Genomic DNA, 25,656 nt, shown 5'->3' on the forward strand with positions numbered 1-25,656 from the left:
GCAAGGCAATGGCGGACCCTACACCGGAAAGACTGATGGAGATCGCACATTCTCCTCGCGGGGTCTGGCTCAATGTAAGTCTGATATGGATCGTCGTGAAAGGCCTTGGATAGGAGCTCGACGGCTTCGTCGAACTGCGAACGCTGGAGTCTACCAACGTTAATCTTCACGCCCTTTGCCATTCGTAAAGAATAGCCACCGCTACAACCTTCCTCAATTAATAACCTCTCCCGCTGTCCGGGCGAGGTTATTAAACAGAACCGGACTTGAGGGTGAGTTCACAGATCGCCATCGCGCAAATCACCCGAGCGGGTTGCCGCCGAAGATGAATGGATGGAGCGCCAGCACCATCACGGTTACGGCGGCGCCGCCGGCGAGGCCGATCCAGGGCACGTCGGCGAATGTGAATTGCTGGCGGCCTGAGAGGATGGCTGCGAATGGAGCGAATGATGTCTCGGCCATCAGCTTGCGATAGCTCTCGCCCAGGTCGCGGAGCTTGCGCTGGTCCTGATGCATTCCGCCGATCACGCCGAGCGCGGGGAACATGCCGAAGAAAATCACGTCGCCAAGCCATCCGTTCATCAGCATGTGTGCGATGCCGAACAGCGAGAACGCGACGAATCCTGGATGGCGCGTGATTTTCAGGATGCCGTGCGCTGCGGACTGCGACGGCGCGCCTATCGAGGCGGGACTCGGATTCACAAGGCTCGCAACGAAGAACACGAACGCGAGCAGCATCAAAAACCATGAGAGCCAGCGCGCCGAGTCGTATTGGCGCAGCATCCAGAGCATCGGACCGGCATGCTTGTGATAGGCGAACACATAGATGAGCGGGCCGAGCGTGGCGAATGCGACCAGCGAGTAGATACCTCGATAGGGCTGCTCACCGACAGCAGCGAGCAGGCGCGGGCGCACGGTGGCTGAAGAAATCACCAGGTGCGAGACGAGGAAAAGCCCGGCCCATAGCGCGATCGATTCGACGGGCGTCATGCGCGTACCTCCGGCGCTGCCCTCCCCTTGGTGCTTCGATAGCCCCCGTATCAGCGCGGGTCAACGCAGCGCGGATACGGCGGATTCACGAATCGGGGTGCGCGGGGTTATAGACGGTAAGATGGCACTGCAAGTGAAGCTGAACCTGCCGCCGCCGTTCGAAGAGGCGGTGAAGTCGCTCGAGCGCGAGATCATGCGCTTCCTGTTGCGCTCGACCAACGATCGCGAGGACGCGATGGATCTGTTCCAGGAGACCTGGCTGCGCGCCTATCGCGCCTACCCCAAGCTCAGCTCGCGCGAGGGTCTGCGGCCGTGGATTTATCGCATCGCGACGAATCTCTGCCGCAATCGCTCGCGCGACAAAGCACGCCGATCGCGTACGCTCGTCGACGGCGGTGGCGACGCCGAGGAGTTGGCTTCGCTCGGAGCGGGGGCGAGCAATGGCGGCCCAGACCGCCTCGTGCATCTGAAACTTGCGGTGGCGCAATTGCCGCGGATGCAAGGGCGGGCGCTTGCGATGCGCAAGTTCGACGGTCTCGAGTACGACGAGATCGCAGCGCGGCTCAAATGCAGTCCCGAAAGTGCGCGGGCCAGCGTTTACCAGGCGCTCAAGAAAATCCGCGCCGCGGAGTGACTACCATGATGCAAATGAAGAACAGGCAGATTCCGGAAAACTACGACGAAGCAGCGATCGACGCGATGATCGCAAGGGCGAAGCATCGCTCGGCCAAGGCGTTCCGCTTGATTCGACGGCCCGAGGCGCGCGTAAGCGTGGTCGGCTCGCCGCTCGGGAACCTGCTCGTCGCGGAGAGCGATCGCGGCCTCGTTGGGCTCCATTTCATGTGGACTTCGAGCGCCGATCGGATGCTCGGCCGGATGCGCGAGCGATTCGATCTGGTCGAGAACGAACCGGCGCTGAAGAAGGTGATGGCCGAGTTGGATCGTTACTTCAAACTCGGCGATGCAGCCGCGCTCGACAATCAGAAAGTAGATCTCTCGATCGTGGAAAGCGAGTTCCAGCGCCGCGCGCTGGCACGCCTGCGCTCAGTACCAAGCGGGTCGGTGATCACATACCAGGCGCTCGCGGCTGCCGTCGGGCATCCCAACAGCCAGCGAGCGATCGGCACGACGATGGCCACGAATCCGATTCCGCTGTTCGTGCCATGTCATCGCGTAGTCAGATCGGATGGAACGATCGGCAACTACGGCGGCGGCGTCGATCGCAAGCTGCAACTGCTCGAGCTGGAAGGATTTCATGTCGGGAGCGACTTGAAAATGCCGCCGGAAGCCGTGATGGGGCATCGCGGGACGCATATCTTCTGCCGGCCGGAGTGCTCGGCGGCTAAACGGGCAGACCCGACGCGAGCGTTGATTTTCGCAAATGCCGCGAAGGCCGAGCATGCGGGCCTTCGCCCGTGCAAGCTCTGCCGGCCGGCCTAGCGCGGCGAGATCGCAACGGAGGCGTATTGCGACGCCTCCGTTATTTCGCCGAATCGAAAGCTGTTACTCGGTGTTCTGCTGCGATTGCAGAGCCTGGATCTGCTGGCGCTGCTGCTCGATTTCCTGCTGTTGCTGATTGATCTGAGCCTGGCTTTGGGACTGCGCGTTCTCGTTGTTCTGCATCGAGTTGCCGACCGCGTAGCCGGTCACGCCGCCAAGGCCCGCGCCGATCATGGCGCCTGCCAGCGGATGCCCAACCGCGGCGCCGACGATAGCGCCACCCGCACCGCCCAACCCTGCACCGCCGAGAGTACCTTCTTCGCGGGTCGAGAGCGGCTGTCCCGAGCATCCAGCCATCACAAGGCTACCAAAAATCGCCGCCGCCGCGACGATCGCGATGTTCCTGCGCATACGAACCTCCTGCTATAAAGCAGTACGAGGCGCGCGCTATTCGGTTTCCTGATCTTGCTTCAACTGCTGGATTTGTTGGCGCTGGTTTTCGATTTCCTGCTGCTGCTGGTTGATTTGAGACTGGGTCTGCTTCTGCTGATTCTCGTCATTCTGCATCGCGTTGCCCACAGCGAAGCCGCCCACACCGCCAATACCCGCACCGATCGCAGCGCCCGCGCCGGGAGCACCTACCGCAGCACCGATGATCGCGCCTGTGGCCGCGCCGATGCCTGCGCCACCGAGGGTACCCTTCTCACGCGTCGACAGCGGATCGCCTGAGCATCCGGCGAGAAAAAAGACTCCGATCAGGGCGAATACCCCGATAATCGCTGACGTTTTGCGCATGGTTGCTACTCCTACTCGGTTTCCTGCTGCTGCTTGAGCTGCTGAATCTGCGAGCGCTGACGCTCGATCTCCTGCTGTTGGGAGTTTATTTGAGACTGGGTCTGGGCCTGCTGATTTTCCTCGTTCTGCATATGGTTGCCAACGGCGAAGCCACCCAGCGCGCCAATACCAGCGCCGATAGCGGCGCCCGCACCCGGAGAGCCGACTGCGGCGCCGATGATTGCACCGGTCGCGGCGCCCACACCGGTTCCGATGAAGGTACCCTTCTCGCGAGTGGACAGCGGCTCGCCACTGCATCCCGCTATCACCACGATCGCGATCGCCACGAAAACAACCTTGAGAGCCGACGATATCCGAGTGCTCACAAGCATCCCTCCTGCGCGTTCAGCAGCTTCCGTGCCTGCCACAGTTACACACTTTCCAATGCTCTGGGGTCAGCCAAACCGTTTAGCAACCTTAAGTTTTCTACCTTCTGCGGGTCCGATCAACCCAAATCGCTGGTCCATAACAAGTTACCTACCGGGTAAAATTTACCCGCTGCTAGGCTTTCGCGGTCGTAAATTTGCCCCACAGGCCAGCGTCAGGGCAACAGCACAATTCACTGGGCCGTCCGCCTGTTCACTTACCGATTTTCATCGGATTGCGAAAGATCATCGCCTCCGCAAATCCCGAAACTGCGATCATTGCAGTGCAAGTGAACGATACTTGATTTACCATCCGATCGCTTGCGCCGCCATCACCGGGCCGAGCTGACCGCGCGGGTCCGCGCCGGCGAGCACCAGGCCGCGCTCGCGATCGACCTGCACCGCGAGCACATGGCCTTCTGACCAAGCCGGCTTCATCTCGATCTTGTGGCCACGGGCGGCCAACGCGTCACGAACCGATGGTGGAATCCGGTCTTCGAGCCGCAACGTTGCGGGCAAAGTGTTGTGCGGGAAGAACGTCGAATGAAAGTGCGGCGTCGAAAACTTCGGCGCTTCGATCGCTTCCTGCAGATTCATCCCGAAATCCACGGTGTTCAGAAAGAACTGAAGCGTCCACTGATCCTGCTGATCACCGCCCGGCGTACCGAACGCAAGATACGGCTCGTCGCCACGCATCGCGAGCGACGGCGAAAGGGTCGTGCGCGGCCGCTTGCCCGGCTGCAGCGCATTGGGATGGCGCTCGTCGAGATAGAAGGTCTGCATCCGCGAGCCGAGTGGAAAGCCGAGCGTGTCGATAACCGGCGAGCTCGGGATCCATCCGCCGCTGGCGGTGACGGCGATCATGTTGCCCGCGCGATCGGCGGCCGTGACGTGGATGGTGCCCTGCCCCCACGACTGGAGCTGCGGCGCATCGGGATTCAGCGCGCGCATCGCACGGGGATCGCCGGGCCGCTGCTCCTTTGAGGCGCGCGCCGAATCTATCAGCCGTCGGCGCAGGTCCGCGTACTCCTTCGACAGCAGCGCGGCCAGCGGAACGTCGGTGAACTGCGGGTCGGCGTAGTACGCATCGCGGTCCGCAAAGGCGAGCTTCGACGATTCGATCACGGTGTGGATGTAATCGGCAGAGTCGTGGCCCATCGCGCGAAGATCGAAGCCTTCGAGCAACTTGAGCTGCTGCAAAAAGACGGGCCCCTGCGACCACGGACCGCATTTGAAGACGGTCACGCCGCGGTAGTCGGCGTGCGCGGGATCTTCGATTCGCGTTTCGAAGCGCGCCAGATCGTCGGCGGAGAGCAAACCCTGGTTGCGGTCGGACCAGTCAACGATCTCGCGTGCAATGTCGCCGCGGTAGAAGCGCTCGATCGCGGCGTCCAGCGCACCTGCACGGCCGCGATTGTGTGCGGCAGCCTCAGCATCGAGGAGCCGGCGGTAAAAGTTCGCCAGTGCGGGATTCTGGATGATATGCCCCGGATTCGGGACTTCATCGTTGGGCAGATAAAGCTTCGCGCTGGTCGGCCATCGCTTGAGGAAGTTAGCGGCGTTCAGGCGCAGCGAAGCTCCTGCACCCGCCATCGCATCGGGGCCGCGATCCTCACCGGCCAAGCCGACGTGGACTGGGAATCCCTCCTCGGCGAGCTCCAGGGCAGGCTCGGCAACTTCAGCGAGCGTTTTGGTTCCGAACTCCCTGAGCGCCGTCGCCAACGCACCGAAGGCGGCGGGGACGCCCGCTGCGAGGAGGCCGAATGGAGGAATCTGGTCGATTCCAAGTTCGCGATAGCGTTTGATTGTCGCGCGCCCAGGGGCGGTCATATTGCCGTTGATTGCGACGACACGGCGAGCATCTGCCGAATATATGAGCATCGGCGCTTCGCCACCTATCGTATGCATATGCGGGTTTACGATGCCTTCCACAAACGTAGCTGCCACGGCAGCATCAATGGCGTTGCCGCCGCGGGCGAAGATTCGCGCGCCTGCCGCGGCTGAGAGGTAGTGCTCGGAAGCAATGACCGCCTGGCGTCCCATTACGAGCGGATAAAGCGTAGGCATCTGATTCTCTCGCTGATTGCTAATAGGAAAACGCGAAGATCTGGGTTTCCGGCCTCTATTCGCGGTTCCGAACTGCGCCAGAGACCTGCCTATCATTTCTGGCCATAGTGTTACCACTGGTCGGGGAGTGTCACGAAATCAGTACACGGTTTGGTGCCTTTAACACGTAAAAGCGAAATCTTGCAGGGTGCGAGAACGTCTAAAGTGTATGGACAGCGATGGTTTTGGGCATCTAAACCTTGGGCCCGGAGCTTGCTATACTCGCAGAAGGGTAGTGGAAGGCCGGAAGCCGGATGTCGAGGAAAAGGATATTAAACCTATGCTAGCGAACACGAATACCGAGATGTTGGTGGGGCAGCAGTGCCGACTCCTCAAGCCCGTGCGCGATCATGAAGGTCGCAGCCGCTTCACCGAAAAACCACGTATTATCCGCGAGGTGAACAACCTCGATCGTCATATGTATCTGGTGCAGTTTGACGATGGCGCGACGACATTTCTGTTCCCGAACGAAGTAGTCGTCGAGTAGCAAGTTTCGCCGCCACGGCGGCGTGCCCGGTTCCGATCGCGAACCGGGCTGGGACATAGGACACGGAAGGCGCCGCGCAAGCGGCGCCGGAAACCTTCTCGCCTCTGACATTCTCTCCGCTGAGCAGCAGCTATCCGCGAGTTGATTGAATTAGTGGTAACTTGATGTCAAGTTACGCTTTCTGATAGGACGCGCGAATCACCTTTCGGCGCACATCAAAATCACCGATATCCGCTGCCTGAGCAATTAAGTTCAGCGTCATCGATGTATTCGGCAATACGGTTGTCGGCTCGTTCTCTGCGTGGAACGATGTTCAGAAGCGCCATCCCGAGATGGCAGGTCGTGAATCGAGTGGATCAAGGAAGTGGATTTGCCCGCGCCTTTGCTGAATTACCTTGAACAGCGTCCCTCCCTTTAGGTCTTCGCGAGAGACTTCATTTTTAACGCTTACGTGCGGCGCTCTTCTCCCCATGGTCGAAGCGGGCAAATTGAAACTCAGGTCTTGAGCGCATAGCGCGGGCGCGCGTCGCTTCCGGCGGATTGCACTTGCCGCCAGTATCCCCACGGAAAATGCGCCAGCTCGAGTTTCATGCCATCGGGATCGGCAAAGAACACGGCATAGTATTTCTCGCCATATTGCGGATACTCGGCAGGCGCGTCGAGTATCGTGAGCCCTTCGCTTGCAAGGAATCGATACAATTCATCAACGTCGGCGCGCGACCTGGCTTTGAACGCCAGGTGATGCAAGCCGGCGCGATAGCGATCGTGCTCAACGCTGGCTTGCGATTGCGAGCACGGCCTGATGGCGATCGTCAGATGAGCGCTCGCCCATCGCGGAGCGTCGTCGTCGATACGTCTGAAGCCCAACGCGGGCAGGACCTTGTCGTACCAGGCTTCGGAGCGCGCCACGTCGCGGACTGTCAGATCGATATGTTCGATGCCGAGCACTTCGATCACGAAGATCGCTCCTTCGCCAGGAAGTCGCGCGTGCGATAGAGCGCGGCGATCGTTTTGGCATCGACGATCTCGCCGCGATCGATCATCGCAAACGTGTCTTCGAAGCGAACGCGCGTCACCTTGATTACTTCGTCATGGTCGAGCGTGCCGGTTCCGGCGGAAAGATCGCGCGCGAGAAACAGCGCGATTCGCTCGTCGCAAAAACTTGGGATGGTAACGATCTCGCCGAGCGCGTCCCATCGCGCCGCCGCGAGCCCCGCCTCTTCGCCCAGCTCGCGCCGCGCGCACTGCGCATAGTCCTCGCCCGCATTGCGGCATCCCGCAGGAACCTCACGAAGCCATCCGCCGATTGCGTGCCGATACTGATTCAGCATCGCGATCGATCCGTCGCGATCGAGCGCCACGATCGCCGCCGCTCCCGGATGCCGGATCACCGCGAGATCGACCGTGACGCCGCTTGGCAGCGACGCGGTTTCGACGCCGAGATCGACGACGCCAAGTTTCAGAATGGGCCTGCGCTTTGAGTCCATGTTGAAATTCAGGATGTTCGACACGTCGGGGCGGCGCAAGCCGATTTGCCCCGGGCCGGCGATTCGCGCCAATATTCTCGCAGTTCAGCTCCGACGCCGATGCGGAAAATCCAGGTTCCAATTTATTTCGATTACGCCTCGACGCTCTGTTACATCGCATGGCGGATCGTGAGCGACCTGGAGCGCGAGCTCGAATTCGAGGCGCTCTGGAAAGGCGTGCCGATCGCGATGCGCGATCATCGCGCCAAGCCCGGACGCATCGTCACCGATCGCGAACGGCAGAAAGTCCTGATGGTCGCCGCCGAGACCGGTATCCAGGTGGCGATGCCGCCGGCCTGGCTCGACTCGACTGCTGCGCTCGCAGGCGCCGAGCTCGCGCGCGACTCGGGCGCGTTCCGCGCGTATCACGACGCGATGTTCCAGGCCGCTTTCGAGGAGCGGCGCAATATCGGCGACCATTCCGTCCTCGAGGAGATCGCCACGCGCGCCGGCCTCGATCGCGAGCGCTTCCGCGCCGATATCCGCAGTGGCGTCGCTATCCCGCGGCTCGAAGCCAACAAGCGCGAGGCCGACGAGTTCTCGGCGCTCGGCTACCCGACCTTCATTCTCGGCGATTTCCCACTTACAGGAATCCAGCCGATCGATTCGATGCGCTTGATAGTCAGCCGCTTCATCGCGCAGCGTAGCGCCGAGCCGCAAGCCTAAGTCGCCTACCAGGTCAGCCAGAGCTTGGCGCTGATCGCGGCTTTCAGTCGGCCGATGTAACCGATCGCGTCCGAGCTGTACCAATCGCCGCTGTACCACTCGCCCATGCATCCCCAGAGCATCGTGTCCGTGTCGCTCTGCGGGTATTTGGGATAGCCGTCCGTCGGTGTGTCGTCGCGCAAGCTGGCGACATCGCCGTTCATACATGCGCGCTGATAGGCCATCCGGAAGTCGGCGTTGAAGGCGGTGCTGTTGACGGCCTCAGGCGATGCGTTGAAGTTGTAGAGCTTGATCATCAGGATGCCATAGGTCTGGTCACATCCTGTGCCTGTCCAGGCGTACCAGTTGCCGCGCTCGCATTGCGATAACGTTGTGCGCCAGTCGTTTTTATCGGTCTGATGCCAATGGCTTTCCTGCACCGCCTGCGCGCGCACGGTGTTCTCATCGATACCCCATTTGCAGGCGGCCCAGCGCAGGATCATGTCGGTCGAGCCGGAGTAGTTGCCATCGACGCGCGCGAAGTCTGAGACCGGCACGGGCGAGGGAGTAACTCCATAAAATGGCGAGTTATGCACGCCTTGCAGTTGAAAGGCGGGCGGAATCGCGGACTTGGAGTTATATGGCGCGTTGCCGGGTCTCACTTCCGGCGTGGTGGGAATCTGCGATGCACAAGCGGAATCGCTGGGCAACGACGCGTGCGGCGCCAAGGTGTTGAAGTAGTTGCCGCAAAAGCCTCGCGAGGCGAACACACCAATTGCCAGAAACGCTACGACGACGATCAAACCTTTCATTACGAACCCCCTATCGCTGAGAGAGCCAAACCAAACGCAGGAAGCCTGAAGAGCCGCGCGCAAGGCTACGCCAGCGAGCGTGAGCGAATAAACCTCGCTCCTAGGCAGAACTGCCTAAGTGCGGTCGATAAATATTCACGAATTGTTTTGAAGAGATTGTGACTCGCCGCGATTCCGAAACGCCGCGATTCCTGATGCGGGCGCGACTTGCGAGTTTTGTACTTCAGGTTGACTTCTTGATATTCGCTTCGTACCAGGGGCGCATTGCACGCAGTGAGCGCGTCTGATGGTAGGCGAGTTCGTCGTCCGGATAGATATGATCAGGGCCGATGACACAGGCGACTCGGGCGTGGCATCGGCTGATGCAATCGCGCTCGACTTCGACGCGATGCGTCAGGCACTTCGGAATATCCCATCCGCGCTCGATGCTGACCGCGTTCACAGGGCAGGCTTTGATACATGAACGCGACGTGCAGGTTGGACATGGATCAAAGTTGATGGCGGGCCCTGGCGAATCGATCAGTTCGTCGACGAGCAGCGCGGCACGAAATGCGATCCACGGACCGAACTGCGGATGCAATGAGACGCCGATGATACTCGGGCCGGTCAGACCCGCGACGCGCGCGAGCTGTACGAAGTTGAGCGTGCGACTATCGTGAACGAACGGATAAACCACGACGCATCGCGCGCCGGACGCGCGGATCGGCGCCGCGATTGAGCCTTCGACAATCACGCGCGTGAATTCGTCGAGCGGATGCTCACGCTCCCACCATCCGGGATTGCGCTCCGCATGCCGCTTGAGCGCCGCCCACAAACTACCGCCGCCATTTCCGACGAGCACGATCGATCGCGCACCGGGCGCAAGCTCACTCGCCCGATGACCACTCGTTATCGAAGCGTCGTAGCGTTCAACCGCAGTTGCCGCGACCAGGTTGAGTCCAAATGGCGCGCCAGCATTGCGAATCGTGTCGAGCAACTCGCTCATGCGATTTTGTAGGTCACCAGCGCGTCGGCGACGAGGTTTTTCTTGTCGTCGTGGATCTCGACGGTGATGCTGGCGACGCGTTTGCCTTTGCGGCGGACGATCGCGCGCGCGATGAGATCGCTTTTGATTCCGGGGCCGGTGTAATTCACCGTCATTGAGATGGTCGCGCTGCGCTGCGTCTCCGGCATCGACCACACTGCGGCGCAGGCGGCGAAATCGGCGAGCGAGGCGATGGCGCCGCCATGTATCGGCGCCGCGATTCCACCGTCGTTGAGAATTTTTTCACTGAAAGGCATTCGCACCGTCGCCGCGCCTTCGGTCGATGCTTCGATTTTCAGACCGAGCGCGGCCGAGAACGGCGCGCGCTGGAGCGAGGCAAAGGCGGCGGCTTTTTCATTCGAGGCCATCGGTGATCACTTTCTCCGCGCGCGAGCCGCGAGCTTGAGCGCAAGCGCGACGGCGGTGCGCGCATCGTTAGCGCGATCCACACCGTCGATATTCTCCCACGAATTGAGCGCGACCACAGGCCGTCCGATTTTCATCGCCAGGCCGATCTCCGAGAGCGTGCCCGCTTCGCCTTCCATTGCGATTACTGCGTCGCCGCTGGCAACGACGATCGCGTTGCGCGCCTCGCCGATCCCGGTCGCGATTGCAAATTCGATGTAGCGATTCGCCGCGGCGCGGTCGCTCCCCGGCAGGATTCCAATCGTATGCCCACCCGCGCTGAGTGCGCCCTGAGCCGCCGCTTCCATCACGCCGCCGCGCCCACCGCATACGAGCACCGTGCCGTGGCGCGCGATTTCGCGCCCCACTTCCTCGGCAAGATTCCTGAGCTCGCGCGAAGCCTCGCCAGCGCCGATAACGCTGAGCGTGCGCAGCCGCTTCATGTCAGAGGCCGAGCCGCGCCGGAAGTTCTGCAAGGTCACTGATGATGATGTCAGGCTCGGGCATGCCCTCGGGCAGCGGCTCGCCGTGCTTGTTGATCCATGCCGCATGCATCCCGGCGCGCTTGGAGCCGAGCACGTCGTCATGCGCGGTGTCGCCGACGTACAGAACGTCGCGCGGCTGCAGGTCCATCCTCGCGATCGTATCGAGGAAGATCTGCGGATGCGGTTTGCGCACGCCCGCGTCGGCGGAGATCACGACGATCTCGAACAGCTCGCGCACTCCAGTGTCGGCGACGATCAGGTGCCCGGTCTCGCCATCGTCGAAATTCGAAACCAGGCCGAGGCGATACCTCGTCGCGAGCTTGCGCACCGCTTCGACGCGCGGCGCAGGCGCCGAGGTCACTTCGCGCACGCGACCCATGTGAATCCGGCGCAGCTCCTCGGCGAGCGCCGGCGCGATCTTTTCTTCGGCGCCGAACTTCCGGACGGTGCGCGTCATGCGCTCGAGACAGGTGATCTCAAGCGGCTCATGCTCAGCGCGCGCGTCGAAAGTCTCGCGATAGACATCGTAGTGCGTATCGAGAAAGGCATCGCGATCGATTGGTCCGCCGAAGGCCGCTTCGAGAGCCTCATACATCAGCGGCACGGTGCTCCACGTCTCGCGATCGCGCCACTTCACGCGCGGCAATCCCTCGGGATTCCACGTCACGATCGTATCGAACAGATCGAGGATTATTGCCTTGTAAGGATAGATCTCAGCCACGCGGCACCAATGCTCCTGCGGTTCCGGCGAGCGCCGCGAGGTTGAGTAGCAGCACCGCGCCGTTCAGCATCACGGACAGGCGATGCAGATGATCGAACTCCGCTTTGCGCGCCGGATCGGGCGTCGCCTCTTCGGCGACAGTGCGAATCGAATCGACGCGCGGTCGGATGATCATCCCGGCATACAGCGTGATCGCGAGCGCAATCGCGATCGCGAGCGTCGCGCCCGCCCACCAAATCCGCGAATGCCGCATCGAGGTGAAATAAATCGCGAGCGCAAGACTGATAATTCCCGCGATGTATCCGAGCGCGTAGTAGCGCGGGAAAATCGCGCTTATCACTTTGCCGGCCTCGGCGATCGGCAGCCGCGTGAAGATCATCGGCGCCGTGAAAAACGAAAAAAATATGATTCCGCCGAGCCAGCATGCGAGCGCAAGCAAATAAACGAAGAGCGCGATTGTCATGCCGTCAACTTTACTCCCGTCCGTCCACGATCACATTCAGTTGAGATACAGCTTCTGCGCGCCGGGCAGCGGCTGACGATCGGAGAACCCGCTCTCGACGCTGTGCCATGCGACGATGCGCGGCTCGCCGAACTGCCAGCACAGGAAGACAACGTCCTCGCCCTGCTCGTGAGGAAAATCGATCAGGCCCTGGTCGATGTCCTTGAGCAGGCACCCGAGCGAATCGATCTCTGACGCCGCGTCGGCCATCGTCGCGGTAAAGGTGCGCAGCTCCGGATACTCGGCGACCAGGTCATCGAGCTCGCGGCTGAGCACGGAGGCGTCGGTATCGGACAGGTCCTGGATACGCTCACGGAGCGAATTGGCCTGCATCTGCAACCGACGGACAAGTATTTCCAGCCGTGGAACAAGCTCGTTAGCTTCATCCTCACTGAATAATTTTGCGAACCGGTACTTGGGCAATTCGACCTCAGTGGCGCGCGCCGCCGACCGTGATTAGGTTCTATTACCGAGAGGTTACCTTGTCCGCCCGGCACTCGTATATTACGGTAAATTTTGGAGTGCGTGGAAGTACGGGCGGCGCGGGTCCCCTCCGCGAAGAGGTTTGGAATCACCTATGACAGACAAGCCAAAAGGGGAAAAGCGCTTCGAAATCGACGACGACCTCAGCACCGTCGAGATTCCCGAGCTGCTCCCGGTGCTGCCGTTGCGCGGCATCGTAATCTTCCCCAGCCAAATTCATCCGTTCCTGGTTTCGCGCGCGGCCTCGCTCAAATTGATCGAGGATGTCGGCCAGACCTCGAGGATTATCGCGCTCGCGGCGCAGAAGAATCCCGAGGAGGAAACGCCTGCGCCCGAGGGACTCTATCCGCGTGGCACCGCGGTGCGGATCCTCAAGATGCTGCGTTATCCCGACCAGAGCGTGCGCGTATTGGTGCAGGGATTGGCGCGCGTCGAGCTCGGCAACTTCACCCAGCGCGAGCCCTACTTCGTTGCGCACGTGACGCGCCTCAATGAAGTTACGTCGGTCGATAAGGAAGTCGCCGCGCTGCACGATCATCTGGTCAGCCAGTTCTCGAAGTTCGTCTCGCTCGTCCCGTATCTTCCGGATGAGCTCCAGGGACTCTCGATGCAGGTAAAGGAACCGGGCCGGCTCGCGGACATGGTTTCCTCGTATCTGAAGATCGCGATCGAGGAAGCGCAGGACCTGCTCTCCACTCTCGACGTGCGCGCGCGGCTCGAAAAGCTGATCGCGATCCTGACGCGCGAGATCGAATTGCTCGAACTTGGGCACAAGATCCAATCGCAAGTGCAGACCGAGCTGAACAAGAATCAGCGCGAGTATTACCTGCGCCAGCAGCTCAAGGCGATTCAGAAAGAGCTCGGCGAGAGCGACGCGCGCACCTCCGAAGTCGAGGAGCTCGAAAAGAAGATCGAAGATGCGAAGATGCCGCCCGACGCGCGCAAGGCCGCCGACAAGGAGCTGGATCGCCTCAAGATGATTCCGCCCGAGTCCGCGGAGCATACCGTCGTGCGCACCTATCTCGACTGGCTCGTAACGCTGCCGTGGGCAGTCTCGACCGAGGACAACCTCGACATCAAGCACGCGCGCGAGGTGCTCGACGAGGATCATTTCGATCTCGATAAGATCAAGGAGCGCATCCTCGAATTCCTCGCGGTGCGCAAGCTGAAGAAAGACACCAAGGGTCCGATTCTCTGTTTCGTAGGACCGCCGGGAACCGGCAAGACTTCACTCGGACGATCGATCGCGCGCGCGATGGGCCGTAAGTTCGTGCGGCTGTCGCTCGGCGGTATCCGCGACGAAGCCGAAATTCGCGGCCATCGCCGGACCTACATCGGCTCGCTGCCGGGCCGTATACTGCAAGGATTGCGCAACGCGGGCTCGAACAACCCGCTCTTCGTCCTGGACGAGATCGACAAGCTGGGCGCGGATTTCCGCGGCGATCCGGCGTCGGCGCTGCTCGAGGTGCTCGATCCCGAGCAGAACAACTCGTTCTCCGATCACTACCTCGACGTGCCGTTCGATCTTTCGAAGGTCCTCTTCCTCACCACCGCCAACATGCTCGATCCGATTCCGCCGGCGCTTCGCGACCGCATGGAAGTGCTCGAGCTGCCGGGCTACACCGAGGAAGAGAAGATGCAGATCGTGCAGCGTCATCTGATCCCCAAGCAGTTAACGGAGAATGGCCTGGGCGACGTGAGTATCAAGTTCACGCCGGAAGCTCTGCACGAGATTATCGGCAACTATACGCGTGAGGCGGGACTCAGAAGCCTCGAGCGCGAGATTGCGCGCGTCTGCCGCAAGATCGCACGCGCAATCACCGAGGGCGAGACCGCGCCGCAGGAAGTCACCGCCGAAGACGTGCAGCGCTATCTCGGGGCGCCGAAGTTCTACTCCGAAGTGGCAGAGCGCACCCACGAAGCGGGCGTCGCCACCGGGCTCGCATGGACGCCCAACGGCGGCGACATCATGTTTATCGAGAGCACGCGGATGCCGGGGCAAAAGGGCTTCAGCCTCACCGGCTCGCTCGGCGACGTGATGAAGGAATCGGCGCAGGCCGCACTCTCGTATGTGCGCACGCGCGCCGAGCAGCTCGGAATCGCGGGCGACTTCTTCGAGAAGTCGGATATCCACGTACACTTCCCCGCCGGCGCGATTCCCAAGGACGGTCCTTCGGGCGGTGTGACCATCGCGGCCTCGCTCGCGTCGCTCTTGAGCGGACGCCCGGTGCGATCCGACGTGGCGATGACCGGAGAGATCACGCTGCGCGGCAAGGTGATGCCGGTCGGCGGGATCAAAGAGAAAGTGCTCGCCGCGCGACGCGCAGGAATCAAGACCGTCATCCTGCCGCGCCGTAACGAACGCGACCTCGAGGACATCCCATCCGAGGTGCGCCACGAAATGAAGTTCATCTTCGTGGACACTGTCGGCGAGGTGCTGAGCGAGGCGCTGATCGATGGCGCGGCGAAGACTGGAGAACTGCCACCGCCCGACGCGGCTCCGCCGCGCGAGCGAACCACCGCGCTGAACTGAACTCGCCTTAGCCCTCTCTCTGGCGCTTCCGTACAATGCCGGATGAGGGAATACTCGAACCTGAAAAGTGCGGGCGGCCCGAGAGCGCTGCCCGCGCAACCCAGATCCTGCATCCACTGTGAAAATCGCAATCATTGCTGCTGAGATTTCTCCCTGGGCCAAAGTCGGCGGACTTGCCGACGTAATCAGCGCGCTGCCTGCTGCGCTCAAATCGATCGGCGCCGATCCGGTCGTTATCGTTCCCGGCTACAAGGCGATACTTGATCGCGTCGGCACCAAGACCGTCGCGCGCGGCCAGAGCGTTAAGCTCGACGGCGAGCGCGAGGAATTCGCGATCCTCGAAACGACCGACGCGCGTGGCGTGACGATTCGGCTCATCGATCACGCGGGATTCTTCGGCCGCAGCGAGATCTACGGCGCCGAGGGCCGCGACTATCCCGACAATCTGCGCCGCTTCATCTTCTTCAGCCGCGCCGCGCTGGTCGCAGCCGCGATGCTCGCGCCGGACGTGATTCATGCCCACGACTGGCATGCCGCGGCGGCGCCGATCATCATGCGCGCCGATCCCGAGATGCGCTCGCGCTTTGCCAGGACGCTCTCGGTGTTCACTATTCACAACCTCGCCTTCCAGGGCCTCGGCACCCGCGCTGATTTCGCGCTGCTCGATGTCGCCCCCGAGTACTACACGAAGGATCTCGAGTTTTACGATCGGCTGAACCTGATGAAGGGCGCCATTCGCCTCGCCGATGCAGTCTCCACCGTGAGCCCGACCTACGCGCGCGAAGTGACTTCCGGACCCGAGCTCGGCTTCGGCCTCGAGGGCGTACTGCGCGAAAAAGAAGACCGCTTTCACGGCATTCTTAACGGCGCCGACTACGAAGAATGGAACCCGGCTGCCGATCCCGATCTCGCCGCGCCGTACTCCGCCGCCGATCCGAGTGGCAAGGCTGCCTGCAAGCGCCACCTCCGCGAGAGAGCGGGCCTGCCGCATAAGGAAACGACCCCGCTCATCGGGATGGTCTCGCGGATGACGACGCAGAAGGGCTTCGACCTGCTGCGCGACGCGATCGACGACCTGATGTGGCTCGACCTGCAACTTGTGATGCTCGCGGCTGGGGAGCCGGGAATGGAAGCATTCTTTCGCGCGGCGGAGCGGCGCTATCGCGATCGGCTGCGGGTGATGGTCGAGTTCAACAGCGCCTCGGCGCATCGCGTGCAGGCGGGCAGCGACGCCTTCCTGATGCCGTCGCGGTTCGAGCCGTGCGGCCTCACGCAAATGTACGCGCTGCGCTACGGCACGGCGCCAATCGTGCGCGCGACGGGCGGCCTTTGCGACACGGTCAGCGAGTTCGATCCTGCATCGGGAACCGGCAACGGCTTCGTCTTCAAAGACTACGTTGCGGCCGATCTTATTGCGGCGGTGATTCGGACCTTGAACGTCTATCGCGACCAACCGAAATGGCGACGCCTGATGGCGAACGCGTTCGCCGCAGATTTTTCATGGGAGCATGCCGCGCACGTTTATCTCGACTGGTTCGAAAAGCTCCGCCGCGAATTAAATTTCAGCTAGACTCGCGCGCATGCCAAGCGAGGATCGAATCGTCATCTATGCCGACGGCTCCTGCCTCGGCAACCCCGGCCCCGGCGGATGGGGAGTGCTCCTCATCGCGCCCGACGGCTCGCGAAAAGAACTCAACGGCCACGATCCGACGACGACCAACAATCGGATGGAGATATTGGCCGCCGTCGAAGGGCTGCGCGCGACCGCGCCAGGCTCAAGCGTCGTGCTGCGCAGCGACAGCCAGTACGTCATCAACACGATGAAGCTCGGATGGAAGCGCAACAAGAATCACGACCTGTGGAAGCTGCTCGACGACGAGCAGGCGCGGCGCCGCGTGACGTTCGAATGGGTGCGCGGTCACAACGGCGATCGCTTCAACGATCGCGCCGACGAGCTCGCCGTGATGGGCTCGAACCGCAAGTTCGTCGGCAGTAGCTAAAAGACTCACCAGATATTGGGAAACATCGCGTCGGTTCGGCGCATGTAGAGCTCGTACTCCTCGCCGAACGTTGCGAGCATCGCCTTTTCCTCGTCGAGGATCTGCCGCCGCAGCGACAGCCACGCGATGATCACGGTCAGGGTGAAGGTGATCGGCGCGCCATAGACGAGTGGCCATCCAATCAGGATGAGGAACGCGCCAAGGAACGTCGGGTGGCGGATGTAGCGGAAGAGCCACGTTTGCACCAGCACAGGACGTCCGCCCTGAGAGGTAGTGAGAAATCCGAGCTGGACTCGTGCGGAGAGCGCCGTCCAGAGGCCGACGAGCGCGAAGAGCAACCCCAGCGCAACCGACCAGTGCGGCGCGCGGCCTTGATATATGTATGTGCGCTCGAATGCTGCGCCAGCGAACATCACGAGCAGCGGGAGTTGATTTGTAATCCTCCGTGAGAGCTCCTCGCGCGCCGGGCTTTCGTGGAATTCCTCGCGGATCATGAGGTCCGCGTATCGATAGCCGGCATATGCCACCAGGTAGCCGAGAATCAAGCGGTGTTCTACGAAGTAGTCGGTGATACCGAGCCCGAGCGCGATAGCACCGATGACTGCGATCAGCAGTATCGTGAGCTCGCCCGCTCTCAGCACGATATCGCGCGCGAAGAACCTCTGCTTGGGCTGCATAGCCGCATGCAGAGGCTCCGCTACAGGCTCAGGGCGGGGAGCCTCGAGACTGCCGGTGCTTCTCTCCGGCGGCGGAGGTGAGGGGGATGAGTCGTCAGGCGTCATTCGCCGGGTCTCCGATGCAGCTTAATGGGATGGGTGCAGGAACACTGCTGCAGCAAACTGCGCATTCAGATTCTTGCAGTATTCTGCAAAATGAGAAATCCAACGAATCATTACCTTCGACGTAATTTGCGTCTCGCAAACCGCGAAGATTGATAAAAGCTATATATTCGTTGATATTTATGTCCGGCATGAAAAGCAGACCGCGAGTTGAATCGCCGCCGGGCCCTCGGAAAATGAGAGATTTCGGCTGGCACTGGCCTTGCTCTACTCCAAACCAACGAACGTTGAACGGAGGGTTAGGACAATGGCAGCATCTACCAATCAAACTCAAATCGGACGCATCGCGAACGAACTGCAGACCAAGGCTTCCGAGGGAACTCGGGTTGCGCAGAGCAGCTTGATCAACGAACTGCCGGGCGCGATGTTCGCGGCACTCACGCTCTTCTACGTCGTGAGCTCGCTGGTCCACCTGATCTAACTCCAACAACAACATTGAAACTTTCGGCAACCTTGAAACTTTCGGGAGGATACTAAGATGAACGCTACCACCAATGAAGCAAGACTTGCAGGGCTGAATCAGACCGCGACGCTGGTTGCGGAGAGCGAATCGGCTCGCCTCGTAAACTACAACGTGCTCAACGAGCTGCCGGTCGCGATCTTCGGCATCATCACCATCGCGTACATCGTGAGCTCGCTGTTGGCCCTCGCGTGATAGACGATGGTGCCACCGCGTACGCGCATGAATACGAATGCAGCGCGGCGCGGTTGGAGGCGATGGCGGTGAAACCGATCGCCCGCCTCACCATCGTGAGCGAAACGAGAATAATCGCCGCCGTGAGAATGATCGTGGTCCAGCACATCGCGCGAATCCTGCCGAGCATCGAATCAATCTGCTCTGCGGTGAAGGCTGGACCATCGCCGTGGGCGGCCACCTCTTCCTGACGCCCGATCCTGAAAGCCAGGCCGAAGGTGATGTAGGTCTGGATGAAAATCAAAAGAAACGCGAGTCCGAGCTTGATCGCCAGCGGCTTCCCGAGCTGCGCGAAGTAGTCGAACTTCATCGACGCCTTGAGATCGGTCAGGCGCATCGCGCCGGTGATCACGACGATGCCGAGCACGCCAATCGTAAACGGATTGTAGAAGCGAAAGCCTGCGATCAGCGCGCGGCGCCGCGATGCTTCATCGGGGGCCGAGGCCGCGGCAGGCAGCAACATGTAGAGCACGGCGAATTGCGCACCGAAGTACGCCGCCATCGCCAGCACGTGTAGCCACTCGAGCCCAACCGCCCCGCTCACGCTGCTCTCGTACTATGTTGCGGGAACGAAGTCGAGCGCGTTTGACGATGCGACCTCGGCGAACCAGCGGCCGCTGTCCTTGACGATTCGCTGCTGGCTCGCGAAATCGCACCATACGATCCCGAAGCGCTGGGCGAATCCTTCGGCCCATTCGAAGTTGTCGGTGAGCGTCCAGGTGAAGTAGCCGCGCACGTCGGCGCCTGCCTGGATCGATCGCCACAGCTCGGCCAGGTATCCGCGCATGAACTCGATTCGCCGCCCGTCGTGCACGCGGCCGTCGCCGTTGGGGCCGTCGCTATAGGAGCATCCGTTCTCCGTGATGTAAATCGGCACGCCTGGATATTTCCTGGCGACGTGCAGCACCATCTCGGAGAGCGACTTGGGATAAACCTCCCATCCGAACTCCGTGAGCGCCGTCGTCTCGGGACTGACGTGGCGCACGCCGAGCGTCTGCTTGTGGGGAGCGCTCTCGATGATCGTGCGGAAGTAGAGATTGATACCGATGAAATCGAGCGGCGCATGCATCGCCGCGAAATCCTCGGGGCGCGGCTCGATGCGATCGAGGGGAGAGCCTTTGTATTTCAGATCCGGATATTGCCCGCGCATCACGGTGTCCAGGAACCAGTAATTGTTGAACAGGTTCCATCGCTCGGCGGCGGCGCGATCGTCGTCGGACTCCGTGAAGGGATGGACCGACGACATGCTGAACGCGGTGCCGACCTGATCGGGCTTGTGCCGCGACTCGCGCAGCGCTCGCACTCCAAGTCCCTGCGCGACATTGACGACGTGCGCAGCCATCGCAGCGTCGTGGGGATTGTGCCGCCCCGGCGCATGAATCCCGGCGAGATAGCCGAAGACCGTGAAGATCCACGGCTCGTTGAACACCATCCAGTTCTTCACGCGATCGCCAAACGCGTCGGCGCAAATCGCCGCGTAGTCGCGAAAACGCTCGGCTAGATCGCGATTGGGCCACCCGCCGATGTCCTCGAGCTTCTGCGGCAGGTCCCAATGATAAAGCGTCACCCAGGGTTGGATGCCGTTTTCGAGCAGCGTGTCGAAGACGCGTTTGTAAAAGTCGATGCCCTTCGAGTTTACGTGGCCGTGCCCGTCGGGCTGGATTCGCGGCCATGACAGCGAGATGCGCGAGGCGTTGAGACCGAGCTGCTTCTGAATCGCGATGTCGTGCTGATAGCGATGGTAGAAATCGCAGGCGACGTCGCCGCTCCATCCGTGCTTGATCTTGCCCGGAGTGTGCGAGAAGCGATCCCAGATCGATTCGCCTTTGCCGTCTTCGTTCCAGGCGCCCTCAATCTGGTACGACGCGCTGGCAGTGCCCCAGAGAAATCCCTGCGGAAAGGTCAACTTCGCCATAAGCGGCCTTTGTTATCATATTGTTAAAAATGACGCGATGGCCCCGGCGATGGGAGTGCCTAAATGAGTCCAACCATAGGCAAGAAGCGTTTTTGCACTCACCGCGCGGCGGACATACGATTTTATAAGCATCCGCACGAAACTGCGGAAATCGCAAACAGGAGCATGTGTCAGCCGTGCGATTTGCGCCTGCCGCCTGCAAGAATCAAAACTTCAAGACGTACCCGTGCCTCCGCATCGTCTTGCTGATCGCGTTCGAGGCCGCCCTCGCCGCAACGATCGCTGGATGCACAACCCAGGTTCCATACAACCCCGGACCGCCACCTCCAGAGCCTCAGGCTTACGTTCCCAAGCCGCCGCCGACTCCAGTCGTCTCCACCACAGGTCGCGCTCATTCCGAACGAGCCTCGTATTACGGCGGTGAGCTCGCGGGGCACGTGACCAAGAGTGGCGAGACTTACGATCCTGATTCGCTGACCGCCGCTTCGAAGCATCTGCCGATCGGGTCATACGCCAAGGTCACGAACCCGACGACGGGCAAATCCGTGGTCGTGCGCATCAACGATCGCGGCCCGCACGTGAGAGGCCGCACGCTCGATTTGTCTGAGCGCGCCGCCAAGGACCTCGGGCTGACGCACAAAGGTGTCGCGCGCGTGAAAGTCGCGCGCATCAGCCCGAACACCGTAAAAGCCGAACATCATCGAGCCGCGAGCGCCTCGCCGACGAGCGTTTCGACGTCAGGCACGGATACTGGCTTAACAACTTCCGGTTCGAGCGCCGTGACAGGCACGAAGGACGCGTCGGCTAGCCCATAGCTTACGCGATCGCGACGAGATCGTACGCGGCGGGCAGCTTTTCGGCGATCGATGCGACCGCGACGCAATCGTGCGACGAGCGCAGCACCGTGCCGTCGTTGCATACGCCGAAAAATCCGCCTAGTTCCGGATCGGGACGCAGCCGCATCAGCATCGCGCGACCGAAGCCTTGCTCATACGGCAGGGGCTCGAAATGCATTCCGTGATCGTCGCTACGATAAAGCATCGCATCCGCACCTACGGGACCTGACCAAGTCGGTGGCGGGCCTGCCGCGGCGGCAGTCAGTATCGCCTCGGTATCGCCGTCGTGCACGAGCAACGGGACCGGATATCCGCGCCTGATGCCGTCGCCGATCCGTGCCCAACTACCGCCGGCATTGGTGGAGAGATAAAAACCGCCGCCGGTCGTCGCATACAGGCGCCGCGAATCGCGCGGGTCAACAGCGACGGTGTGAATATCGTGATAGAGCCCCTCGTTGAGCGACTCGAACGAGGCGCCCGCGTTGCGCGTGCGAAAGATCCCGCCTTCTTCGACGCCGACATACATCACACTTGGATCGTGTGGATCGAATGTGATCGAGCGCACGTGCGGAATATGCGGTGGCGGCGGAAACGTCCACCGGTCGCGGCCGGGGATCTTCAGGAAGCCTGCGGACTCCTTGAAGCTGCGTCCGCGATCGTCGCTGCGAAAGAGCCGCGCATGCGAGCTTCCGGCCCATACTTGATCCTTCACCGCCGGCGAGGCCGCGACGGCCCAGATTTCCTCTTCGCGCGCGAGCGGCGGCGTGATGTCCGTCCACGATCGGCCGCCGTCGAGCGAACGCGCGAGCGTGCCCTTGCCTCGCACAGCCTCAGTCGAGCCAGCGTAGATCACCGAGCGATCGGCGCAATCCTGCGTCATGCACCACACGCCCGACGGATCGGCGAGCACCATCAGCGGGGTGGCGCCGCGCGACGGATCGAGAATCACAATGCCCTTGGATGTGCCGATGCAGAGCCGCATCGTAAACCACCTCGCCCCAGCTTGACCGCTTCCACGCGGCCGATTCCGAGATGACCCTGCCGACCGCCCCACCTGCGGGCGATCGTAGCGCAAAGTCAATCGGCGCGACAGAAGGCGCGCGCGGCGCGATCAGGAGAGGCGCGCGCCGACCTGGATCTCGCCCGCCGCAGCGAGCTCCGCCGGCACCACCTTCTTCGGATTCGGATCGATTCGCGCACGCTTGACGACGAGGGTTCCGCCGCCTAGCGCGATTCTCATCGTCTTGTCATCGATCGATATGATCGTGCCTGGCGCAGCGTCTGACGGGGTTGCGTCGAAAGATGCGTCATAAAGCCGGATACGCTTACCGTCGATGCTCGCGAACGCACCGGGCTGCGGATCGCATCCGCGCACCAGGTTGAAGACCTCGCGCGCCGGCTTTGAAAAATCGATGCCCGCGTGCTCGTCGCGGCAGGGCGCCTCATAGGTCGCGTGGCTCTCGTCCTGGATGGTTACGGGCGCGCGCCCCGACTTGATCAGATCGACCGCCTCGATCATCGCCTCGATTCCCATCGGAAAGAGCGTGTTGAAGTAGATCGAGCCAACGGTGTCACTGTCGGTGACCGGCACCCGCTTCTGAATCAGGATCGGACCGGTGTCGATTCCCTTGTCGGGCCAGAACCAGGTGATTCCTGTCTCGGCGTCACCAGATATCAACGCCCAGTTAATCGCGCTCGCTCCGCGATGGCGCGGCAGGAGCGAGGGATGAAAGCAGATCGACTTGAACTTGGGCTGATAGAGGATTCGTTCGGGAACGATCAGCGTGACGAACGCGAGAATCGCGAGGTCCGCATCGAGCGCCTTGAACTCCCCGTACGCCGCATCGGTCTTGAACGACTTGGGCTGGCTGAGCGGCAGGCCAAGCTCGCGCGCCTTGCCCGTGAGCGCATCGGGCCTGCCTGCGGCGGAATCAGGCGGCGCAAAGACGTGCACGATTTCTTCGCCGTGCTTAACCAGTGCTTCCAGTGCTTTCTCGGCGAACGCCGCCTGCCCGAGCAATGCGATGCGCAATATCGTGCCCTCCGCTTCCGCCTCGCACGCTACCAAATCGAACCAGCGGGTGCACGAACCCGCGCAAGCGGAGTACGATTGACAGCTTAACGCCACCGCGAGTTAAGTGCCTTGAACATGAAACGGATCGCATTGGTATTTGCTTTCGGAGCCGCTCTGCTGACTTTCGCGCGCGCGCCGCGCGCGCAGGAGCATCAGGCGCGGGGAAGAATCTTTGTCCTGATGGTGTGGGACGGGCTGCGCGCTGATTTCGTCACGCAGCGCGACACGCCGAATCTTTATCGCCTCGCGCGCGAGGGCGTGCGCTTCGATCGCCATCACTCGATCTTCCCGACGCTGACGATGGTCAATGCGGCCGCGCTCGCGACCGGTGCGATGCCGGGCACCAATGGCCTCGAAGGCAACGTCGTCTACTGGTGGCCAATCCTGAGCGGATTGCCGAGCGCCGCAAGCAATCCCGCGCTGGCCAAGATGTTCGGCGCGCCTTACTTCATGGAATCGACGACCGCGCTCGAAAAGCTCAACGCTCCGGATGCGCTCGCGGGGCGGATGCTCGGGGTTGACGCGATCGGGCAGGAAGTCGAGCGCGAAGGCGGTTACGTTGCGGTCCTCGGCAAAGCGGGGCCGACCTACCTCTTCGACGATCGCTTCAACACCGTGCAGAACGGCAAGGATTCGCTTAGCCAGCCGCATCAGAATTATCTCTTCGTCTCCGACGATGCGGCCGGCCCTCCTGCCGAAGCGGCGGCATTGATGAAAGGATTGCCGTCGCGCGAAAAAACCGGAGTCATCGACGACGCCGCGGACAACTACTTCACTCGCCTCGCCATCGAGCGTGCGCTACCTGCCGCCAAGCAAGCCGCGGAGCAGGGGTATCCCGCGCTGGTCGTGTTGTGGCAGCACAATCCGGATCTCACGCAGCACTTTGCCGGCCTCGGCACAACGTCGGCGCTCGAAGCGCTCCAGGCGGATGACGACAATCTCGGCCGCTTGCGCACCGCGATCGATGGGGCAGGAGTCACGGACCGCAGCGATCTGATGGTCGTGTCGGATCACGGCTTCGCGACGGTGCGGCTCCGGATCGTGCTCGCGGACCTCCTCGTGAACGCGGGCCTCAAGAAATCTGCCGACAGTAACGATGTCGTCGTCGCGGCCAACGGCGGCGCCGACCTGATTTATCTCTCGCGCAAGGATTTTCCCGACGAGAACGCGCGCCGCGACATCCTGCAGAAGATCGTGAACTTCGCGGAGGCCCAGGAATGGTGCGGGCCGATCTTCGCCCGCGACGCCGCGCCCATCGAAACTCTGCCCGAGCCGCGCGGACACCGCCGTCATCCCGCGCAGAAGCCCTATCTTGGCGCGGTCGAAGGAACCTTCGCCGAGTCAGTCGTCGGAATTTACAATTCCGACCGCGCACCGGACCTCGTCGTCTCGATGCGCGAGTCGCAGGACGAGGACAATCGCCATCTGACCGGTCCCGAAAATCCGGGCTTCGTGATCAACAAGACCGGTCAGGCCTCCACACCGAATAATTCACAGCCGCTCGCACGGCCGATCAAAGGGGTCGTCTACGCCGACGTCGGACCGGGCGGGCATTTCACGACCGGGATGGGAATGCATGGCGCGGCGGGCGCGCGCGAGATTCACAACTTCTGCGCCGTGCTGGGCCCCGACTTCAGGCGCGGCTTCGTCGATCTCTACTCGACCAGTAATGCCGACGTAACGCCGACAATCACGCAGGCGATGGGACTCGCGCCGAATATCGGCCTCGGCGGCGTAGCTCCAACGGGCCGTGCGATGACCGAGGCGCTCGCGGGCGGCAAACGCTTTCCTGGATCCGCGCGCACGCAGAACATGACGGCGACACTGACGCTGCAAGGTGTCGAAGCGATCACGACGCTCAAAACTTCAACGGTGGGAGATCATCTCTATCTCGACGACGCGAGCGTCGTGCACCGACCGCTCGGCAGTTCCCCGTAGCG

General features: G+C 61.8%; 30 protein-coding genes. 11 read left to right on the plus strand and 19 right to left on the minus strand.

The genetic code is table 11. The features are described 5' to 3' along the window. Positions 1 to 300: 300 nt before the first annotated feature. Positions 301 to 990, minus strand: coding sequence for an NnrU family protein (locus VMA09_21870; GenBank protein HUA36271.1), 690 nt, complete (start codon positions 988 to 990; stop codon positions 301 to 303). A 121-nt stretch (positions 991 to 1,111) separates the two neighbouring features. On the opposite strand from VMA09_21870, the gene VMA09_21875 reads away from it, so the two are divergent. Continuing rightward, positions 1,112 to 1,624, plus strand: coding sequence for an RNA polymerase sigma factor (locus VMA09_21875; GenBank protein HUA36272.1), 513 nt, complete (start codon positions 1,112 to 1,114; stop codon positions 1,622 to 1,624). Between the two features lie 14 nt (positions 1,625 to 1,638). Beyond that, positions 1,639 to 2,430, plus strand: a complete 792-nt coding sequence (locus VMA09_21880; GenBank protein ID HUA36273.1) for a methylated-DNA--[protein]-cysteine S-methyltransferase — start codon at positions 1,639 to 1,641, stop codon at positions 2,428 to 2,430. 63 nt (positions 2,431 to 2,493) lie between these two features. Here VMA09_21880 and VMA09_21885 read toward each other — a convergent pair whose 3' ends face one another. From VMA09_21885 to VMA09_21900, 4 genes are all read right to left on the minus strand, one after another. Next, positions 2,494 to 2,841, minus strand: a complete 348-nt coding sequence (locus tag VMA09_21885) for a glycine zipper domain-containing protein (GenBank protein HUA36274.1) — start codon at positions 2,839 to 2,841, stop codon at positions 2,494 to 2,496. A gap of 36 nt (positions 2,842 to 2,877) precedes the next feature. After that, positions 2,878 to 3,225: a glycine zipper domain-containing protein gene (locus VMA09_21890; protein HUA36275.1), complete on the minus strand. Its 348-nt coding sequence runs from the start codon at positions 3,223 to 3,225 to the stop codon at positions 2,878 to 2,880. A gap of 11 nt (positions 3,226 to 3,236) precedes the next feature. Beyond that, a complete protein-coding gene (locus VMA09_21895) occupies positions 3,237 to 3,590 on the minus strand; it encodes a glycine zipper domain-containing protein (GenBank protein ID HUA36276.1) in 354 nt (117 codons plus the stop codon). 345 nt (positions 3,591 to 3,935) lie between these two features. Further along, positions 3,936 to 5,696 carry a gamma-glutamyltransferase family protein gene (locus VMA09_21900; GenBank protein ID HUA36277.1) on the minus strand — a complete coding sequence of 587 codons (1,761 nt, stop codon included), beginning with the start codon at positions 5,694 to 5,696 and terminating at the stop codon, positions 3,936 to 3,938. Between the two features lie 319 nt (positions 5,697 to 6,015). On the opposite strand from VMA09_21900, the gene VMA09_21905 reads away from it, so the two are divergent. Further along, positions 6,016 to 6,222, plus strand: coding sequence for a hypothetical protein (locus VMA09_21905; GenBank protein ID HUA36278.1), 207 nt, complete (start codon positions 6,016 to 6,018; stop codon positions 6,220 to 6,222). A 495-nt stretch (positions 6,223 to 6,717) separates the two neighbouring features. On the opposite strand, the gene VMA09_21910 is transcribed toward VMA09_21905, so the two are convergent. After that, positions 6,718 to 7,179 carry a VOC family protein gene (locus VMA09_21910; protein HUA36279.1) on the minus strand — a complete coding sequence of 154 codons (462 nt, stop codon included), beginning with the start codon at positions 7,177 to 7,179 and terminating at the stop codon, positions 6,718 to 6,720. Then, entirely contained in the window at positions 7,176 to 7,781 is a 606-nt protein-coding gene (locus VMA09_21915) for an NUDIX hydrolase (protein ID HUA36280.1), read from the minus strand. Before VMA09_21915 ends, VMA09_21910 begins: the two co-directional genes overlap by 4 nt. A 27-nt stretch (positions 7,782 to 7,808) precedes the next feature. Between VMA09_21915 and VMA09_21920 the strand changes: the two genes are divergently transcribed. Beyond that, positions 7,809 to 8,414, plus strand: coding sequence for a DsbA family protein (locus tag VMA09_21920; protein HUA36281.1), 606 nt, complete (start codon positions 7,809 to 7,811; stop codon positions 8,412 to 8,414). A 5-nt stretch (positions 8,415 to 8,419) separates the two neighbouring features. On the opposite strand, the gene VMA09_21925 is transcribed toward VMA09_21920, so the two are convergent. From VMA09_21925 to VMA09_21955, 7 genes are all read right to left on the minus strand, one after another. Then, positions 8,420 to 9,205, minus strand: a complete 786-nt coding sequence (locus VMA09_21925; GenBank protein ID HUA36282.1) for a hypothetical protein — start codon at positions 9,203 to 9,205, stop codon at positions 8,420 to 8,422. 223 nt (positions 9,206 to 9,428) lie between these two features. Then, the gene (locus tag VMA09_21930) at positions 9,429 to 10,190 is read right to left on the minus strand and encodes a hypothetical protein (GenBank protein HUA36283.1); all 762 of its coding nucleotides are present in this window, start codon (positions 10,188 to 10,190) and stop codon (positions 9,429 to 9,431) included. Next, positions 10,187 to 10,597 carry a PaaI family thioesterase gene (locus VMA09_21935; GenBank protein ID HUA36284.1) on the minus strand — a complete coding sequence of 137 codons (411 nt, stop codon included), beginning with the start codon at positions 10,595 to 10,597 and terminating at the stop codon, positions 10,187 to 10,189. Before VMA09_21935 ends, VMA09_21930 begins: the two co-directional genes overlap by 4 nt. 6 nt (positions 10,598 to 10,603) lie before the next feature. Beyond that, positions 10,604 to 11,077, minus strand: a complete 474-nt coding sequence (locus VMA09_21940; protein HUA36285.1) for a TIGR00725 family protein — start codon at positions 11,075 to 11,077, stop codon at positions 10,604 to 10,606. 1 nt (position 11,078) lies between these two features. Then, on the minus strand, positions 11,079 to 11,840 hold the full coding sequence (locus VMA09_21945; GenBank protein HUA36286.1) for an HAD family hydrolase: 762 nt from the start codon (positions 11,838 to 11,840) through the stop codon (positions 11,079 to 11,081). Next, positions 11,833 to 12,303, minus strand: coding sequence for a DUF4149 domain-containing protein (locus tag VMA09_21950; GenBank protein HUA36287.1), 471 nt, complete (start codon positions 12,301 to 12,303; stop codon positions 11,833 to 11,835). Before VMA09_21950 ends, VMA09_21945 begins: the two co-directional genes overlap by 8 nt. Positions 12,304 to 12,339: 36 nt before the next feature. Then, positions 12,340 to 12,765, minus strand: a complete 426-nt coding sequence (locus tag VMA09_21955) for a DUF2203 domain-containing protein (protein HUA36288.1) — start codon at positions 12,763 to 12,765, stop codon at positions 12,340 to 12,342. Positions 12,766 to 12,919: 154 nt separating this feature from the next. Between VMA09_21955 and lon the strand changes: the two genes are divergently transcribed. The 3 genes from lon (at position 12,920) to VMA09_21970 (ending at position 17,358) form a co-directional block, all read left to right on the plus strand. Beyond that, the gene (gene lon / locus VMA09_21960) at positions 12,920 to 15,358 is read left to right on the plus strand and encodes an endopeptidase La (protein HUA36289.1); all 2,439 of its coding nucleotides are present in this window, start codon (positions 12,920 to 12,922) and stop codon (positions 15,356 to 15,358) included. A gap of 118 nt (positions 15,359 to 15,476) precedes the next feature. Further along, positions 15,477 to 16,928 (plus strand): glycogen synthase GlgA, encoded by a 1,452-nt coding sequence (gene glgA / locus VMA09_21965; protein ID HUA36290.1) that lies wholly within the window; start codon positions 15,477 to 15,479, stop codon positions 16,926 to 16,928. A gap of 10 nt (positions 16,929 to 16,938) precedes the next feature. Next, positions 16,939 to 17,358, plus strand: coding sequence for a ribonuclease H (locus tag VMA09_21970; GenBank protein HUA36291.1), 420 nt, complete (start codon positions 16,939 to 16,941; stop codon positions 17,356 to 17,358). 5 nt (positions 17,359 to 17,363) lie between these two features. Here the strand turns inward: VMA09_21970 and VMA09_21975 are convergent, their stop codons facing one another. After that, on the minus strand, positions 17,364 to 18,035 hold the full coding sequence (locus VMA09_21975; protein ID HUA36292.1) for an isoprenylcysteine carboxylmethyltransferase family protein: 672 nt from the start codon (positions 18,033 to 18,035) through the stop codon (positions 17,364 to 17,366). Between the two features lie 409 nt (positions 18,036 to 18,444). Between VMA09_21975 and VMA09_21980 the strand changes: the two genes are divergently transcribed. Next, positions 18,445 to 18,618: a hypothetical protein gene (locus tag VMA09_21980; protein HUA36293.1), complete on the plus strand. Its 174-nt coding sequence runs from the start codon at positions 18,445 to 18,447 to the stop codon at positions 18,616 to 18,618. 57 nt (positions 18,619 to 18,675) lie between these two features. After that, positions 18,676 to 18,852 (plus strand): hypothetical protein, encoded by a 177-nt coding sequence (locus VMA09_21985; GenBank protein ID HUA36294.1) that lies wholly within the window; start codon positions 18,676 to 18,678, stop codon positions 18,850 to 18,852. Here the strand turns inward: VMA09_21985 and VMA09_21990 are convergent. Together VMA09_21990 and VMA09_21995 are read right to left on the minus strand one after the other, a co-directional pair. Next, complete coding sequence (locus VMA09_21990; protein HUA36295.1) at positions 18,809 to 19,435, minus strand: hypothetical protein; 627 nt, start codon at positions 19,433 to 19,435, stop codon at positions 18,809 to 18,811. The two genes, VMA09_21985 and VMA09_21990, sit on opposite strands and share 44 nt — an antisense overlap. Positions 19,436 to 19,447: 12 nt before the next feature. After that, a complete protein-coding gene (locus VMA09_21995) occupies positions 19,448 to 20,806 on the minus strand; it encodes a GH1 family beta-glucosidase (protein ID HUA36296.1) in 1,359 nt (452 codons plus the stop codon). Between the two features lie 176 nt (positions 20,807 to 20,982). Here VMA09_21995 and VMA09_22000 point away from each other — a divergent pair, with 176 nt between their 5' ends. Beyond that, positions 20,983 to 21,621 carry a septal ring lytic transglycosylase RlpA family protein gene (locus VMA09_22000; protein HUA36297.1) on the plus strand — a complete coding sequence of 213 codons (639 nt, stop codon included), beginning with the start codon at positions 20,983 to 20,985 and terminating at the stop codon, positions 21,619 to 21,621. 1 nt (position 21,622) lies between these two features. Here VMA09_22000 and VMA09_22005 read toward each other — a convergent pair whose 3' ends face one another. Together VMA09_22005 and VMA09_22010 are read right to left on the minus strand one after the other, a co-directional pair. Then, the gene (locus VMA09_22005) at positions 21,623 to 22,624 is read right to left on the minus strand and encodes a hypothetical protein (GenBank protein ID HUA36298.1); all 1,002 of its coding nucleotides are present in this window, start codon (positions 22,622 to 22,624) and stop codon (positions 21,623 to 21,625) included. 129 nt (positions 22,625 to 22,753) lie between these two features. Further along, positions 22,754 to 23,674, minus strand: coding sequence for a methionyl-tRNA formyltransferase (locus tag VMA09_22010; GenBank protein ID HUA36299.1), 921 nt, complete (start codon positions 23,672 to 23,674; stop codon positions 22,754 to 22,756). Between the two features lie 117 nt (positions 23,675 to 23,791). Here VMA09_22010 and VMA09_22015 point away from each other — a divergent pair, with 117 nt between their 5' ends. Then, the gene (locus VMA09_22015; GenBank protein HUA36300.1) at positions 23,792 to 25,654 is read left to right on the plus strand and encodes an alkaline phosphatase family protein; all 1,863 of its coding nucleotides are present in this window, start codon (positions 23,792 to 23,794) and stop codon (positions 25,652 to 25,654) included. Positions 25,655 to 25,656 lie beyond the last annotated feature (2 nt).

This window comes from Candidatus Binataceae bacterium (genome assembly GCA_035508495.1).
Lineage (GTDB): Bacteria > Desulfobacterota > Binatia > Binatales > Binataceae > JASHPB01.

Coding starts and splice junctions, on each gene's coding strand:
- VMA09_22015 (HUA36300.1), top strand. CDS start 23,792: ATGAAACGGATCGCATTGGTATTTGCTTTCGGAGCCGCTCTGCTGACT.
- VMA09_21970 (HUA36291.1), top strand. CDS start 16,939: ATGCCAAGCGAGGATCGAATCGTCATCTATGCCGACGGCTCCTGCCTC.
- VMA09_21935 (HUA36284.1), bottom strand. CDS start 10,597: ATGGCCTCGAATGAAAAAGCCGCCGCCTTTGCCTCGCTCCAGCGCGCG.
- VMA09_21880 (HUA36273.1), top strand. CDS start 1,639: ATGAAGAACAGGCAGATTCCGGAAAACTACGACGAAGCAGCGATCGAC.
- VMA09_21950 (HUA36287.1), bottom strand. CDS start 12,303: ATGACAATCGCGCTCTTCGTTTATTTGCTTGCGCTCGCATGCTGGCTC.
- VMA09_21905 (HUA36278.1), top strand. CDS start 6,016: ATGCTAGCGAACACGAATACCGAGATGTTGGTGGGGCAGCAGTGCCGA.
- VMA09_21870 (HUA36271.1), bottom strand. CDS start 990: ATGACGCCCGTCGAATCGATCGCGCTATGGGCCGGGCTTTTCCTCGTC.
- lon (HUA36289.1), top strand. CDS start 12,920: ATGACAGACAAGCCAAAAGGGGAAAAGCGCTTCGAAATCGACGACGAC.
- VMA09_21885 (HUA36274.1), bottom strand. CDS start 2,841: ATGCGCAGGAACATCGCGATCGTCGCGGCGGCGGCGATTTTTGGTAGC.
- VMA09_21980 (HUA36293.1), top strand. CDS start 18,445: ATGGCAGCATCTACCAATCAAACTCAAATCGGACGCATCGCGAACGAA.
- VMA09_21890 (HUA36275.1), bottom strand. CDS start 3,225: ATGCGCAAAACGTCAGCGATTATCGGGGTATTCGCCCTGATCGGAGTC.
- VMA09_21875 (HUA36272.1), top strand. CDS start 1,112: ATGGCACTGCAAGTGAAGCTGAACCTGCCGCCGCCGTTCGAAGAGGCG.
- VMA09_21925 (HUA36282.1), bottom strand. CDS start 9,205: ATGAAAGGTTTGATCGTCGTCGTAGCGTTTCTGGCAATTGGTGTGTTC.
- VMA09_22005 (HUA36298.1), bottom strand. CDS start 22,624: ATGCGGCTCTGCATCGGCACATCCAAGGGCATTGTGATTCTCGATCCG.
- VMA09_21995 (HUA36296.1), bottom strand. CDS start 20,806: ATGGCGAAGTTGACCTTTCCGCAGGGATTTCTCTGGGGCACTGCCAGC.
- VMA09_21900 (HUA36277.1), bottom strand. CDS start 5,696: ATGCCTACGCTTTATCCGCTCGTAATGGGACGCCAGGCGGTCATTGCT.
- VMA09_21940 (HUA36285.1), bottom strand. CDS start 11,077: ATGAAGCGGCTGCGCACGCTCAGCGTTATCGGCGCTGGCGAGGCTTCG.
- VMA09_21920 (HUA36281.1), top strand. CDS start 7,809: ATGCGGAAAATCCAGGTTCCAATTTATTTCGATTACGCCTCGACGCTC.
- VMA09_21975 (HUA36292.1), bottom strand. CDS start 18,035: ATGCAGCCCAAGCAGAGGTTCTTCGCGCGCGATATCGTGCTGAGAGCG.
- VMA09_21985 (HUA36294.1), top strand. CDS start 18,676: ATGAACGCTACCACCAATGAAGCAAGACTTGCAGGGCTGAATCAGACC.
- VMA09_21930 (HUA36283.1), bottom strand. CDS start 10,190: ATGAGCGAGTTGCTCGACACGATTCGCAATGCTGGCGCGCCATTTGGA.